Source organism: Terrilactibacillus tamarindi, from assembly GCF_009718825.1.
Classification (GTDB): Bacteria; Bacillota; Bacilli; order Bacillales; family Sporolactobacillaceae; genus Terrilactibacillus; species Terrilactibacillus tamarindi.
Map to the genome: position 1 here is coordinate 225088 of NZ_WNHB01000002.1, position 13360 is coordinate 238447.

Below are 13360 nucleotides of genomic sequence, written 5' to 3' on the forward strand. Positions count from 1 at the left end.
AATGTTTCTGATTGTATCGCTTCGACCAAAACACATTGATCTGGAAAATGCTGACGAATATCAGTCCACTTCATTAACATTCGCCTCCGATTCATTAGTGATTTGAATTCGTTATATTCTAGGTTTCTGAATTGCAAGCTAAAAGATTTTATAGTAATTTTGCATAATAAATGAATTTCTTCCTTTTCCATTAAGTTGATCAAGATATCCAAGTAACATTCTTAATTGATTATTTGTATAACCCATTCTTGTTCTTATATCCCTAGTAGTATCACTAGGTCTTTTAATATTTGATATTTTTGTCATTTCATTAACATCAAATTGCGTTTTAAAAGCCATAAATTGTGATAAATAATTTGATATATTAACTTCGTGAATAATATCTTTTTGTCCATCCCACTTAAAAATATAGATTTGTTTTTGAAACAAATCTATATTATTTTCTTCAATTAGAAAGCGATAAATAAGATCGCTCTTAATGATTGGTTTATCGTCATTAGTATTTAAATATGACTTCTCCATTAGAAAGACAACAATTCCCATAAATAAATCAACTATTTGGAGAGGAATAGATTTATGTGATTCTTTATACCAAGCTTTATTAACATAGTATTTCATACCACGATAAATTGCATGTGCATTCATTTGCTGTTTTAATTTTGAATATACTCTCATTCTTCCATATTCAGGACTGTGATCAACTACAATTTCAACTGTTCTATAATCATTTGAAAGACCTCTAGTTAATCCATAAAAGAGCCTTTCTGGAATTTTAACATAAAATAAATTACGTAATTCTGTAACTGTGATGTCAGCATTTCTAGCAAACTTAAATGCAATATCATTATCTACGACAAATATATTAATTTGTAAGTTTGTTTTTAAGAAATGGTGTAAACAATATATGTACGGAGTAAGATCCTTATCATTGTTATATTCCGTAAAATGGTATTCACTTTTCTTACCAGTCATTCTTAAAACTTTGTTTATATCTGCTACTATGCCATCACACTTAGATTGCTCAACACCACATGCGCCATAATAAGAATATTGTTTCTCCGCATCTAATTTATTAGACTCATCGAAAAAGATATTGTATTTCAAAAGTCATCACCTTCTTGACTATAAATGAATATTTGTTTATAATTTACATATAGTATACCATGTATTACTTCCAGTCACCGTTTTGATAGGGAGTTTTTTAGAAAAGACCACCCAGTCACCGATTTGACAGGAGTGGTCTTTTTTCTGTCTCACCTGAGATCTCACAGGTCTAGAGTATTGGTGATTTAACCTGTAATAGTAAATCATGCACCCCAAGAAACAAGCATATATGTAAAAACAAGTTATTTGAACTACTACCAACAGTATTAATAAAATTAGGTGTCTTTGGTTCTCTTAATTTAAGGGTTTTATCGGAGTAGTTAAAACTTCCTTATAGCCTGCATAATTGTCGAGAGCTTTGCTGCTTTTATCTAGATATTCTTGTACTAATTCTTCTAGCCAAGTTATTATTGAAAGTTTTTTTATCTTCATGGGAAGTTAAACCTATACTAAGTTCTTCAATTTCTCCCTCTATTTCTTTAATTACCTCATTATAATCTGTATAAAGAGTTTTATCTTCAAAAAGTTCAAGTTACACAATTTCTCCAAGCAGTGTTTGATAATTTCTTATGTTTTTCTGGTTTGTGCTCTTAAACCTTCTGTCGTCTAAAAAATCCTAAAACTCAAATTTGAGCAACAAAAAACCACTCCCTAAATTTTTATAGGAAGTGGTTATTGCTATTGAAAATAATTTATTCCATGACTACATCTCAATAGGATTGAAAAATGGGGGAAGAAATTGCGATAATCAATTCTCCAATGTATGGCTCAATGCCTTACATCATGCCGCCCATTCCACCCATTCCGCCCATAGCGCCCATGTCAGGTGCGCCACCAGCGTTTTCTTCAGGTTTGTCAGCTACAACTGCTTCAGTTGTTAAGAACATTGAAGAAACAGATGCTGCGTTTTGAAGCGCAGAACGTGTAACTTTAGTAGGGTCTACGATACCCGCATCGAACATGTTTACCCATGTATCTTTTGCGGCATCATAACCGATACCAACTTCTTCGTTTTTAAGTTTTTCAACGATGACAGAGCCTTCAAGACCTGCGTTTTTCGCAATTTGACGGATTGGTTCTTCAAGGGCACGAAGAACAATGCTTACGCCCGTTGCTTCATCGCCTTCAGCTTGAACAGCTTCAACAGCTTTGATTACGTTAACGAGTGCTGTACCACCACCGGAAACGATACCTTCTTCTACAGCAGCACGTGTAGAGTTAAGAGCGTCTTCAATGCGAAGTTTACGTTCTTTAAGTTCTGTTTCAGTTGCAGCACCGACTTTAACAACCGCTACACCGCCAGCAAGTTTTGCTAAGCGTTCTTGAAGTTTTTCTTTATCAAATTCAGATGTTGTTTCTTCAAGTTGAGCACGGATTTGGCTTACGCGGCTTGCGATTTGATCTGATTCACCTGCACCATCAACAACGGTTGTGTTTTCTTTAGTTACAACAACTTTAGCAGCCGTACCTAATTGATCAACTGTTGCTGATTTAAGATCTAATCCAAGATCTTCCGTGATTACTTGTGCACCTGTTAATACAGCAAGGTCTTCAAGCATAGCTTTACGACGATCACCAAAGCCAGGAGCTTTAACAGCTACGGCATTGAACGTACCACGAAGTTTGTTAAGTACAAGTGTTGAGAGAGCTTCGCCTTCAACGTCTTCAGCAATGATGAGAAGAGATTTACCTTGTTGAACAACTTGTTCAAGAACTGGCAATACTTCTTGAATGTTAGAGATTTTTTTATCTGTGATTAAGATATAAGGTTTTTCAAGAACAGCTTCCATTTTATCTGAATCAGTAACCATGTAAGCAGATGCATAACCACGGTCGAATTGCATACCTTCAACCACTTCAAGTTCGGTGTTGAAGCCTTTTGATTCTTCGATAGTGATTACACCGTCGTTACCCACACGTTCCATTGCTTCAGCAATGATTTGACCTACTTCTTCGTCTGCTGCAGAAATTGCGGCAACTTGTGCGATAGAAGCTTTACCTTCGATAGGTTTTGAGATTGTTTTGAGTTCAGCAATCGCTGCTTTTGTTGCTTTTTCAATACCACGGCGGATAACCATTGGGTTAGCGCCTGAAGTGACGTTTTTAAGCCCTTCACGGATCATGGCTTGTGCAAGAACCGTTGCGGTTGTTGTACCATCACCTGCAACGTCGTTTGTTTTGCTTGCTACTTCGGAAACAAGTTGTGCTCCCATGTTTTCAAAACGATCTTCAAGTTCGATTTCTTTAGCAATCGTTACACCATCATTTGTGATAAGTGGTGAACCGAATTTTTTATCTAGGACAACATTACGGCCCTTTGGTCCAAGTGTTACTTTAACTGCATTTGCTAATGTATCAACCCCACGAAGCATTGCACGACGAGCTTCTTCACTAAATTTAATCTCTTTAGCCATGTTCAGTTAGCCTCCTTGTTTTTATATGTAAAATCAATTAACCGATGATGGCAAGAATGTCATCTTGACGTAAGATGAGATACTCTTTTCCGTCATACTTAACTTCAGTACCTGCATATTTTGAGAAGATCACACTATCACCCTCTGATACTTCAAGAGCAATACGTTCGCCGTTGTCAGTTACTTTACCAGTACCTATTGCAACAACTCGACCTTCTTGTGGTTTTTCTTTTGCTGAATCTGGAAGAACAATACCACTTGCTGTTTTTTCTTCCTTTTCAACGGTTTCAATAATGACACGATCACCTAAAGGCTTTAACATTGATAACCCTCCCTGATTCATTATACTAATTTTTTATTAGCACTCTAAACAGGTGAGTGCTAATCCAGTTAATATAATAATCAATCTTGAACAATTTTGCAAGCCATTCGATTAAAAAAATGTATTTTTTCAGGCACAAACATTTCTCTTTTCTATTAAGATTGGTAATTGATCGTATAATGTTTAAAAACTAATCTTATATGACGATCCAATAAGAAAAAAGTCTTTCTTTAAACGTTTATTTTGATAGAGTCACCCTTATTCTCTTTTATTTGCTCCTTTCTTAGGTATAATAAAAGCTAACCTAAAAGGGCATTTCTGCTAAATGATAAGAATATATATAGCACTCTTAAAGGTTATCTTAATACTGTCCACATTATGCCTAAAATTTTATCAAGGGAGCGATTATTTTGTTTAAAAATTATATATGGATTGTTATTACATATGCTGCTTGCTATTTCTCAGGTTATATTCCCCGCTATTTTCCAGAAGTTCTTGACTTTGTACCTGCTTCCCAGCGCTCAGCTGTTTGGACTGTTGCGGCATTTGGAATTGCTTTTATCATCATTGTTCTCCTACTTTTGCCCGAAAGAAAATTAGATTATCGCCATCGATTATCCCTTAGAAAGTCTCTTTCTTGGGCGATTGCAGGACCTTTTTTGCTATTTTTCACCCAGATTATTATTAATATCATCATCATTAAACTATTTAATATTAATCCAAAATCTCAAAACACGACAAATATTATTAATATGACGAGAAATTCTCTATATTTGGTTCTTTTTATTAGTATTATTGGTCCTATACTTGAAGAAATTGTCTTTCGAAAAATTATTTTTGGCATTATTTATCGAAAAACAAATTTTATCATTGCCGGTTTGATCAGTTCTCTGATTTTTGCTTTTGCCCATCGTGACTATCTCTATCTTGTCCCTGTTTATGTTGCTATCGGACTAGTCCTATGCTTCCTATATAAAAAAACGGGACGTATTTGGGTATCAATGTTCGCTCATGCTTCTATGAATGCTGTCGTGACCTTGTCACTGCTTGTTAAAAAACCTGAAATTCCAGAGCAAGCCTTGAGTTTTCTTTATCATAGTCTATATTTCTTTATGTGAATAAAATTTATAACAAACAAAAAATCTCCTGTTCATGAAGTCATGACACAGGAGATTTTTTTACTCATCTACTATTTTAATTTAGTTAAAATCAAAGGTTTGTCATCTGTGATTAATAACGTATGTTCATATTGAGCAGATAGAGAGCCATCCATTGTTCTAGCTGTCCAGCCGTTACTATCTAATGTTGAACGCCAATCACCTATATTGACCATTGGCTCGATCGTGATGACCATTCCCTCACGTAATCTAAGCCCTCTTCCAGGCCGACCATAATGAGGGACTTGTGGATCTTCATGAATGGTTGGACCAATGCCATGACCAACGAAGTCCCGCACAACTCCATAACCTTTTCCTTCAACAAACGTTTGAATAGCTGAACCAATATCACCTATTCGGTTCCCTACAACAGCTTGCTCAATGCCTAGGTACAGTGATTTCTCTGTTACATCCAACAAATCTTTTACTTTGTCTGACACTTGACCCACCGCGTAAGTCCAAGCTGAGTCTGCTAAACCTCCATCTAGATTTACAACCATGTCAATCGTAACAATATCTCCATCTTTCAATGGGGTTTTACGAGGGAAACCATGGCATATTTCATCATTAATGGAGGCACATGTTGCATATTTATAACCGTTATATCCTTTTTGTTCTGCTGTTGCTCCATGTTCTTTTAAAAAGGCATCTACAAATACTTCAATATCCCATGTAGAAACACCTGGTTTAATTCTTTTTTTAATTTCTTGATGACAGCGAGCCAATAGGTCTCCAGCTTCTCTCATTTTTTCAATTTCATTCTTTGATTTAAGTTGTATCATTTTTTTATTCCACCTTTTTTAATTTACACAAATTAGCCTATTCAATATTGAAAAAATAGATACATTTGGGCATTTTTTTCAGTCAGTTCACCTATTGCCATTACCTTCCATTTTTTGGTTCAATAAATAAATCAAGGTTTGTAACTCAACAGATAGATCAATATGACGAATGTACACATCATTTGGAAGAGCTAAACGAATCGGCGTAAAATTTAAAATTCCTTTAACACCAGACTTTACGATTTGTTCTCCAACAAGTTGAGCTTGATCTTGTGGAACAGCTAAAATAGCAGCTGCAATATCTCGATTATCATCATAGTCTAAATCATGAATAGATTGAACCGTTAAATTCACCATGCGTTGACCAATCTTTCTAGGATCTGCGTCATAAGCCCTCGTGATTTGTGTATTATTGTTTTTTAAAAAATTGTAGTTAAGCAAAGCCGTCCCGAGGTTCCCGACGCCAATTAACATCATTTTCTTTAATTCGTCTTGTTTTAAAACTGACCCTAGAAAACGAATTAAATGCATAACGTCGTATCCATATCCTTTCCTTCCCAAGGTGCCGAAATAGGACAGATCCTTCCGAATTGTAGCAGAATCTATTTGGATTAGTTCACTAAATCTAGAAGAAGAGATACGTTTCCCGCCTCTTTCAGCATACCGTTGTAAAAAACGGTAATACAACGGTAACCTTTCAGACGTTGCTAACGGAATTTGTCCATTTAATAACATTTTCATCAATCCTTGTCAAATGCCCTCGTTATCTTTTAAGATACATGTTCAAAAAGCAACTCTGAAGTTAATTCATATCTTAATACTTTAAAAAAATGGGTTGAATTTTTTGAACATATCCTTAACCAATCGTAAATCTGCGATGACGTTAGCAGCATTTTTATATTCTTTTATAAATGCGAACCTTTATAAGTTGACTATATCGCAATTTACGTAACATATCCTCCCAAATAATAGATATTTCGTGAACAAACTCTATAGACCATTTGTTTCTTCTATCTTTCAGACTTTGTAAAAGTTCGACAACTTAACAATTCATATTGTTGTAGAAGAATTTAGTTGATTGTCAAATCAAGTATACGATACACTGAAATAAGATAGAGGTGACCAACATAATGATACTATTACAAACCAACCAAATCAGCAAATCTTTTGCAACAGATCTTATTTTATCGAATATTTCAATTGAAGTACAATCTGGCGAACGTGTCGCTTTGGTGGGTCGAAATGGAGCCGGTAAGTCGACCCTTTTAAAAATAATAGCTGGAGCGATGAGTGCCGATTCAGGAGACATCATCATTCCTAAAGATAAAACGGTAGGTTATCTACCTCAAAATGCGACACTCAATTCCAATAAATCTATATATGATGAATTGTTAACGGTCTTTCAACCTTTACTTACTATGGAAAAAAAATTGAGGAAAATGGAAGAAGATATGGCACGTCCTGATCTTTTAGAAAATCAGACTGAATATAACCAGCTTCTAAAGAACTATGATCAACTTCAAGTCGCGTTCAAAGACCAAGGAGGCTATACGTATCAATCTGACATTCAGTCTGTATTAACAGGGCTGAATTTCCAGTCTTATCGTCAAGATACACCCATTTCTTCTCTTTCCGGAGGACAAAAGACTCGCCTTGCATTAGGTAAACTTTTACTCATTCAACCCGATATCCTAATCTTAGATGAACCAACAAACCATCTAGATATTGAAACCCTTCAATGGCTTGAAAGCTATTTGCAACGCTATAAAGGATCCATTTTAATTGTTTCACATGACCGTTATTTTCTTGACAAAGTGGTCACGAAGGTCTATGAAATCGCCCATCATAAGGCAACCAAATATACGGGTAACTATAGTCGCTATTTAGTTCTTAAAGAAGCCGAATATGAACGAGAACTAAAAAACTATGAGAAGCAACAAAAAGAAGTTGCCAAACTAAATGATTTTATCCAAAAAAACATTGTTCGTGCCTCAACTACGAAACGTGCACAAAGCCGACGAAAACAATTAGAGAAAATGGACCTTATGGATCACCCTCAAGGAGATTTAAAATCTGCTCAGTTTTCATTTCAAACGAAAACACAAAGTGGACATGACGTTCTCACCGTAAGTGGTCTTAAAATTGGTTACCAAGCAAACCACCCGCTTATGTCAAATTTAAATTTTATGATAACGCGCGGTGAAAGTGTTGCCTTAGTTGGACCAAACGGGATAGGTAAATCAACCTTACTTAAAGCCATTGTCGGCACACAAACACGTTTATCCGGGAACGTAACACTTGGCAGCCAGGTTTCCATTGGATACTACGATCAAGAGCAGGCTAAACTTTCATCAAACAAAGATGTCTTACATGAATTGTGGGATGAATATCCATTAACCCCTGAAAAAGACATACGTACCGTATTAGGAAACTTTCTCTTCTCGGGAGATGACGTCTTAAAACTTGTGTCACAGCTGAGTGGTGGAGAAAAAGCTCGGCTTGCCTTAGCCAAACTCATGATGAAAAAAGACAATTTATTGGTACTTGATGAACCAACGAACCACTTAGATATTGACAGTAAAGAAGTCCTTGAAACAGCTCTCATCAATTATCCTGGAACCATCCTATTTGTTTCACATGACCGATTTTTCATCAACAACATTGCGACAAGAGTGCTAGAATTATCGAAAGAAGATGGCATTACAAATTATCTGGGGGACTATGATTACTATCTGGAAAAGAAAGAAGAAATGCAAGCTATTTCATTACTTGAAGAAAATGAACACGCCCGAGATACGAAGCCATCTAAAGATGACTCCACTCTGACAGACGGAAAAGCTCAATTTTTAAAAGATAAAGAACGAAAGAAAAAGGAAAGGCAATTGGAAAGAAAGATCGAACAATTAGAAGAAAGCATTCAAGACCTTGAAATTCGAATTGAGGAAAATGAAGCGGCCTTATTAACTCCTGAAGTATTTCATGATACCAAACGGGCGAAAGAAATTCATGAATCAACGGTTCAAGATAAAGATAAATTAGAAAAATATATTCATGAATGGGAACAAGTTCAGCAGGAATATGATAATCTTTCTGGTGAATAAACATTATCATCTATAAAAAATTTTATCCCATATTAACGGCGAGCATTGGTCCCCACCTCAACGTAATAAGTGTAAACGAGCATTCCTAGGTGGGGGGCAACTACCCCACATGATCCCGATTAGTTCAAGCTTACAATCAGTGGAGGATGAAGAAAATCCCCACCGATTGAAGGTTCACTTTATTCACTGTTACGATATAATTTAGTCTTTAGTTATTCACAAAAACGTATAGACCCTTACAATCGTGTAAGAGTCATATACGTTTTTTTCTGTGGATAAATCACCCATAACAGAAAACAGGCTGTGAATAACATCGATTTGTGCATAACTAAGGGGATAAGTCATGTTAAATGTGAATTTAATTCTACTTTCTAACATTCTTATCCCCAATTATTTATAGCACTAAAATGACCCGACAACATTTTTTACACACTGAATTTTTCAATTTCGAGACTTGGGTTCCCGTTCAAAGCCAAGTCCGCCCGATCTCCTTTTAGGTAGCCAATGGATCCTGCCGCTGCAATCATCGCTGCATTGTCCGTACACAGTTTCAGTGGAGGTATCGATAATGGGATACCTGCATCATGGCATGCGGCCTCCATTCGCTGTCTTAATCCTTGATTAGCAGATACTCCACCTGCGACAATGATTTGCTCTACATGATATTCCTTGGCAGCTTTCATTGTCTTAGCAACTAGAACATCCATGACACTTTCTTGAAAACTCGCAGCTATATTTTCCTTTGATATTGTCTCACCTTTTTGTTTCGCGTTATGAACCATATTAATCACAGCAGACTTCAAACCACTGAAACTAAAATCATAAGAATCTGGTTCAAGCCATGCTCGAGGAAAATCAATGTTAGGCTTTCCTATACTCGCAAGCCTGTCAATACCTGGTCCACCTGGATAGGGTAAATCTAATGTCCTAGCAACTTTATCAAAAGCTTCACCTGCTGCATCATCACGTGTTTCACCGATCACTTCGTAGGACGCGTGAGAACGCATATAAATGAGTTCGGTATGGCCCCCTGATACAATTAAGGCTAGTAAAGGAAATTTCATTTCATTAACCAAGCGATTCGCATAAATATGTCCTGCGATATGATGGACGGGGACTAATGGCTTTTGATGAGCGAAAGCTAATGCCTTTGCCCCATTAACACCGACCAGTAAAGCCCCAATGAGGCCGGGTCCTTGCGTAACGGCTATGGCATCAATATCTTCCCATTCCACATTAGCTTCTTTAATCGCTTGTTCACAGACCACTGTAAATTGTTCGACATGATGTCTAGAAGCTACTTCTGGAACGACGCCACCGAACCGTTTATGTATCTCAATTTGGGTTGCTACAACCGATGATCGAATGATGGTTCCATTTTCTACGACAGCTGCTGCTGTTTCGTCACAGCTTGTCTCTATTCCTAATATGATATTTGGTTTTTCAAAATTCATGATATGTTCACCCACATTACAATAGCATCTTCATGATTGTCTGAATAATAACTTTTACGGATGCCGCCTTTTTTAAAACCTAATTTCGTATATAAATTCTGTGCAATATGATTTGATACGCGACATTCTAAAGTTACGGATTTTGCTCGTTTCATAGCAGCAAATAAAAGAACTTTTCTAAGTAACGTCTCCCCTATCTTCTTTCCTCTATACTGAGGCAAAACCGCTAAATTAGTGATATGGGCTTCATCAATAATAACCCAAACGCCGCAATATCCAATGCTTTGTTGATGATGTTCTGCAACAAAGTAAGTTGCGTACTGGTTGATTGTTAATTCATTTTCAAAGGCTTGTCTTGTCCAAGGTGTCGCAAACGCCTGATGTTCAACCAATAGAACGTCATCAATATCATCAAGTGTCATTGGTCGAATGGTTACTCTATCAGTCTGATTCATTCCTTATTCACCTGTTTCTCAAGCCATTTTGATTCGGCCTCTGCTAATCGCAGATAACTTGGAACAACATGATGAACATCTTTAGACGGTTCCCTTGTAAAGGCTAATTTAGCTATCTCAGATGGGCGTGGATTGTTATAAACCGCTTCACCGATAACGGAGTTTGGCAGAATCTCATGTATTATGGCTACATGTTTATCGAGATCGTTACTTAAGAACAGGACAGATTCTTGACATTCCTTTAGCTGCCCTAACCAATCCTTCATCATTGTCAGACGATCTTCTTGAACGCACTCTACTTTACCATCTTTGCTTTGATATAAACCAGTATAAACTTGACCTCGCCTTGCATCAAAAAATGGGACAATTAAACCATTAAAATGCATGCCGTTTTGAGCGAGCGCCTCTAAACTAGAAATACCGACAATTTCTTTATTCGCTGTCCATGCTAATGTCTTTGCAATAGTAACGCCGATTCTTACTCCTGTATAGGAGCCTGGCCCAATAGCCACTGCAATTCGATCTATTTGATCTAGAGTAAGATCGACATCTCGAATAATCTGCTCAATGGCAGGCATGAGCCTAATTGAATGATTCTTTTTCACGTTCGTTATGATTTCACCAAGTACTTTGGTTTCCGTACTTACTGCAACGCCCATCACTAAATTTGAAGAGTCAATAGCTAAAATGTTCATCAATAATTAAACTCCTTACACATACGTTCAAACCGTTCCTGATGTGGAATTAAGATTATTTTCCTTTGATTTTCATTTAGACGTTCAATCTGAATCTCTAAATGTTGATCAGGAATCAAAGACTTTATATTCTCTGACCATTCAACGACAACAACGCCGGAACCATCAAAATAATCATCTAGACCAATGTCTTCTTCGTCGGTAATACGATAAACATCCATATGATATAATGGCAGACGCCCGGTATATTCTTTAACAATTGTGTATGTTGGACTATTCACAAGTTTTGTAATTCCTAAACCGACTGCAAGTCCTTTAGTAAACGTTGTTTTACCAGCCCCCAAGTCTCCCGATAATGTTAACACATCACCTGCTTGGAGAAATTCAGCCAGTCGTTTTCCAAATCTTTGTGTCTCCTCTGGAGAAGATAGAATCCAATAATTCATCTATATCCCTCATTTTCTATATCATATCAAAGGTTCTTTAACATATTAATTAGATTGTAGGGGATGTTCAAAAAGTCACCAAATAGATAAGCTGCGAATCTAAAGGCGTTGGGTAAGAGGATCTTCAACTTAAATCGCTCACGTCCTGTGGCTGGCGCCTAAAGCTACCACATCCTGTGAATGCCGGTCCTCAAAACGGCGCTGCTCATATCTTCTTGCATCCAAATTTATCACCTTTTTGAATACGCACTTATGTAATTAGTCAGTAAAATGGTTATATCCTTTTTTGGATAATATAGCTTTATCCTGTCCATCTATTAAATAAACTGATGGAGAACCTTCCTCAACATAACCAATTCTCGTTAATCTAATGCCTGCTTTTTTAAAAGCCTGTTGATATTCCAATACTGCACTTTCAGGAGCAGTTATTAATAATTGATAGTCTTCTCCCCCAAAGAGACTGTACTCTTTTTGGAGTTTTGGGTCTAGTTGAATTAATTGATCACTCTTGGGTAATGAAGGATAGTCAATAATAAGTTTGACACCACTTGCTTCTGCAATTTCACCCGCTTCACTCGCTAAACCGTCACTTATGTCATTTAATGAAGAATGGTAAGGCATTTGAGCCATTAACTGCCCCGCCTCAATTAAAGGAAAAGGTAATTGATGACTCTTAATTAAAGTTCTTTCCATCTCATCATCTTTTCCTCTTATTTGACCTAATAAAATTCGAAGTCCAGCTGCACTATCCCCTAGAGTTCCTGTGACTAAAATTACATCTCCAGGCCAGGCCTGGCTTCTTAAAAAATATTTTCTTTTAAAAGTATGGCCAATAGCAGTAACCGTAATCGTTAATTTGTCACTGCTTACTGTGTCGCCACCAATTAGATCAATATTGAAACGTCCAGCTAAATCAGCCAATCCTTGATAAATTTCATTAATTTGATCATACCAGACACTTGAAAATGCAATCGAAACTAGATAATAATCCGGTATACCACCCATAGCCGCTATATCGCTCAAATTGACAGCAAGTGCTTTCCAACCAATTTGATAAGGCGACATGGTCTGTTCTGTAAAATGAACACCTTCAACCATCGTATCCATACAAACAATTTGATGCTCATTCTGAATAGGCGTGTAAATAGCTGAATCATCACCGATACCTTGAATAAGTTCTTTATGATAAACTTTCTTTGGGGTTATAGATCTAATTAACGAAAATTCATCCTTCACTCTCAGCACTCCATTACTGATTTTCATCCATTTAAAATGTCCATTTTTCTTTCCTTAGTGTACCATATCCCATCAAAAATCCATAGGAAACAAGGGTTAATCTTATGAAGCTAATAAATCATTTATAGAGCCTCTTTCCGGATTTATTGCACCACTTCCGGATTTATTGCACCACTTCCGGATTTATTGCACCA

Annotated in this window: 12 protein-coding genes and 1 pseudogene; 2 read left to right on the forward strand and 11 right to left on the reverse strand. The window is 36.6% G+C overall.

Going from position 1 to position 13360, the window contains the following annotated elements; all coding sequences use genetic code 11:
* Positions 1-138: 138 nt before the first annotated feature.
* The 4 genes and pseudogenes from GMB86_RS02210 to groES all read right to left on the reverse strand — a co-directional run bounded on the left by GMB86_RS02210 (position 139) and on the right by groES (position 3840).
* Positions 139-1104, reverse strand: a complete 966-nt coding sequence (locus tag GMB86_RS02210) for a DUF3800 domain-containing protein (protein ID WP_155216368.1) — start codon at positions 1102-1104, stop codon at positions 139-141.
* A gap of 169 nt (positions 1105-1273) precedes the next feature.
* Positions 1274-1420: pseudogene (locus GMB86_RS16130) on the reverse strand (DUF3732 domain-containing protein); the annotation flags it as partial.
* Between the two features lie 460 nt (positions 1421-1880).
* Positions 1881-3518, reverse strand: a complete 1638-nt coding sequence (gene groL / locus GMB86_RS02220) for a chaperonin GroEL (RefSeq protein ID WP_155216370.1) — start codon at positions 3516-3518, stop codon at positions 1881-1883.
* Positions 3519-3555: 37 nt separating this feature from the next.
* On the reverse strand, positions 3556-3840 hold the full coding sequence (gene groES / locus GMB86_RS02225) for a co-chaperone GroES (protein WP_155216372.1): 285 nt from the start codon (positions 3838-3840) through the stop codon (positions 3556-3558).
* Between the two features lie 410 nt (positions 3841-4250).
* On the opposite strand from groES, the gene GMB86_RS02230 reads away from it, so the two are divergent.
* Positions 4251-4958, forward strand: coding sequence for a CPBP family intramembrane glutamic endopeptidase (locus GMB86_RS02230; protein WP_155216374.1), 708 nt, complete (start codon positions 4251-4253; stop codon positions 4956-4958).
* 71 nt (positions 4959-5029) lie between these two features.
* On the opposite strand, the gene map is transcribed toward GMB86_RS02230, so the two are convergent.
* Together map and GMB86_RS02240 are read right to left on the reverse strand one after the other, a co-directional pair.
* Positions 5030-5779 carry a type I methionyl aminopeptidase gene (gene map, locus GMB86_RS02235; protein WP_155216375.1) on the reverse strand — a complete coding sequence of 250 codons (750 nt, stop codon included), beginning with the start codon at positions 5777-5779 and terminating at the stop codon, positions 5030-5032.
* A gap of 87 nt (positions 5780-5866) precedes the next feature.
* Positions 5867-6520, reverse strand: a complete 654-nt coding sequence (locus GMB86_RS02240) for a redox-sensing transcriptional repressor Rex (protein ID WP_329602709.1) — start codon at positions 6518-6520, stop codon at positions 5867-5869.
* A 389-nt stretch (positions 6521-6909) separates the two neighbouring features.
* On the opposite strand from GMB86_RS02240, the gene GMB86_RS02245 reads away from it, so the two are divergent.
* Entirely contained in the window at positions 6910-8880 is a 1971-nt protein-coding gene (locus GMB86_RS02245; RefSeq protein ID WP_155216379.1) for an ABC-F family ATP-binding cassette domain-containing protein, read from the forward strand.
* 425 nt (positions 8881-9305) lie between these two features.
* Here GMB86_RS02245 and tsaD read toward each other — a convergent pair whose 3' ends face one another.
* The 5 genes from tsaD to thiL all read right to left on the reverse strand — a co-directional run bounded on the left by tsaD (position 9306) and on the right by thiL (position 13166).
* Complete coding sequence (gene tsaD, locus GMB86_RS02250) at positions 9306-10334, reverse strand: tRNA (adenosine(37)-N6)-threonylcarbamoyltransferase complex transferase subunit TsaD (RefSeq protein WP_155216381.1); 1029 nt, start codon at positions 10332-10334, stop codon at positions 9306-9308.
* Positions 10331-10789 carry a ribosomal protein S18-alanine N-acetyltransferase gene (gene rimI / locus GMB86_RS02255; RefSeq protein WP_155216383.1) on the reverse strand — a complete coding sequence of 153 codons (459 nt, stop codon included), beginning with the start codon at positions 10787-10789 and terminating at the stop codon, positions 10331-10333. Before rimI ends, tsaD begins: the two co-directional genes overlap by 4 nt.
* A complete protein-coding gene (gene tsaB / locus GMB86_RS02260) occupies positions 10786-11484 on the reverse strand; it encodes a tRNA (adenosine(37)-N6)-threonylcarbamoyltransferase complex dimerization subunit type 1 TsaB (protein ID WP_155216427.1) in 699 nt (232 codons plus the stop codon). Before tsaB ends, rimI begins: the two co-directional genes overlap by 4 nt.
* Positions 11484-11930 (reverse strand): tRNA (adenosine(37)-N6)-threonylcarbamoyltransferase complex ATPase subunit type 1 TsaE, encoded by a 447-nt coding sequence (gene tsaE / locus GMB86_RS02265; RefSeq protein WP_155216385.1) that lies wholly within the window; start codon positions 11928-11930, stop codon positions 11484-11486. Before tsaE ends, tsaB begins: the two co-directional genes overlap by 1 nt.
* 258 nt (positions 11931-12188) lie before the next feature.
* A complete protein-coding gene (gene thiL / locus GMB86_RS02270; RefSeq protein WP_329602710.1) occupies positions 12189-13166 on the reverse strand; it encodes a thiamine-phosphate kinase in 978 nt (325 codons plus the stop codon).
* Positions 13167-13360: the final 194 nt, after the last annotated feature.

Bases quoted from the DNA above. Each gene is read 5' to 3' on its own strand.
- groL (WP_155216370.1), bottom strand. From the start codon at position 3,518: ATGGCTAAAGAGATTAAATTTAGTGAAGAAGCTCGTCGTGCAATGCTT.
- groES (WP_155216372.1), bottom strand. From the start codon at position 3,840: ATGTTAAAGCCTTTAGGTGATCGTGTCATTATTGAAACCGTTGAAAAG.
- map (WP_155216375.1), bottom strand. From the start codon at position 5,779: ATGATACAACTTAAATCAAAGAATGAAATTGAAAAAATGAGAGAAGCT.
- GMB86_RS02240 (WP_329602709.1), bottom strand. From the start codon at position 6,520: ATGAAAATGTTATTAAATGGACAAATTCCGTTAGCAACGTCTGAAAGG.
- GMB86_RS02245 (WP_155216379.1), top strand. From the start codon at position 6,910: ATGATACTATTACAAACCAACCAAATCAGCAAATCTTTTGCAACAGAT.
- tsaD (WP_155216381.1), bottom strand. From the start codon at position 10,334: ATGAATTTTGAAAAACCAAATATCATATTAGGAATAGAGACAAGCTGT.
- rimI (WP_155216383.1), bottom strand. From the start codon at position 10,789: ATGAATCAGACTGATAGAGTAACCATTCGACCAATGACACTTGATGAT.
- tsaB (WP_155216427.1), bottom strand. From the start codon at position 11,484: ATGAACATTTTAGCTATTGACTCTTCAAATTTAGTGATGGGCGTTGCA.
- tsaE (WP_155216385.1), bottom strand. From the start codon at position 11,930: ATGAATTATTGGATTCTATCTTCTCCAGAGGAGACACAAAGATTTGGA.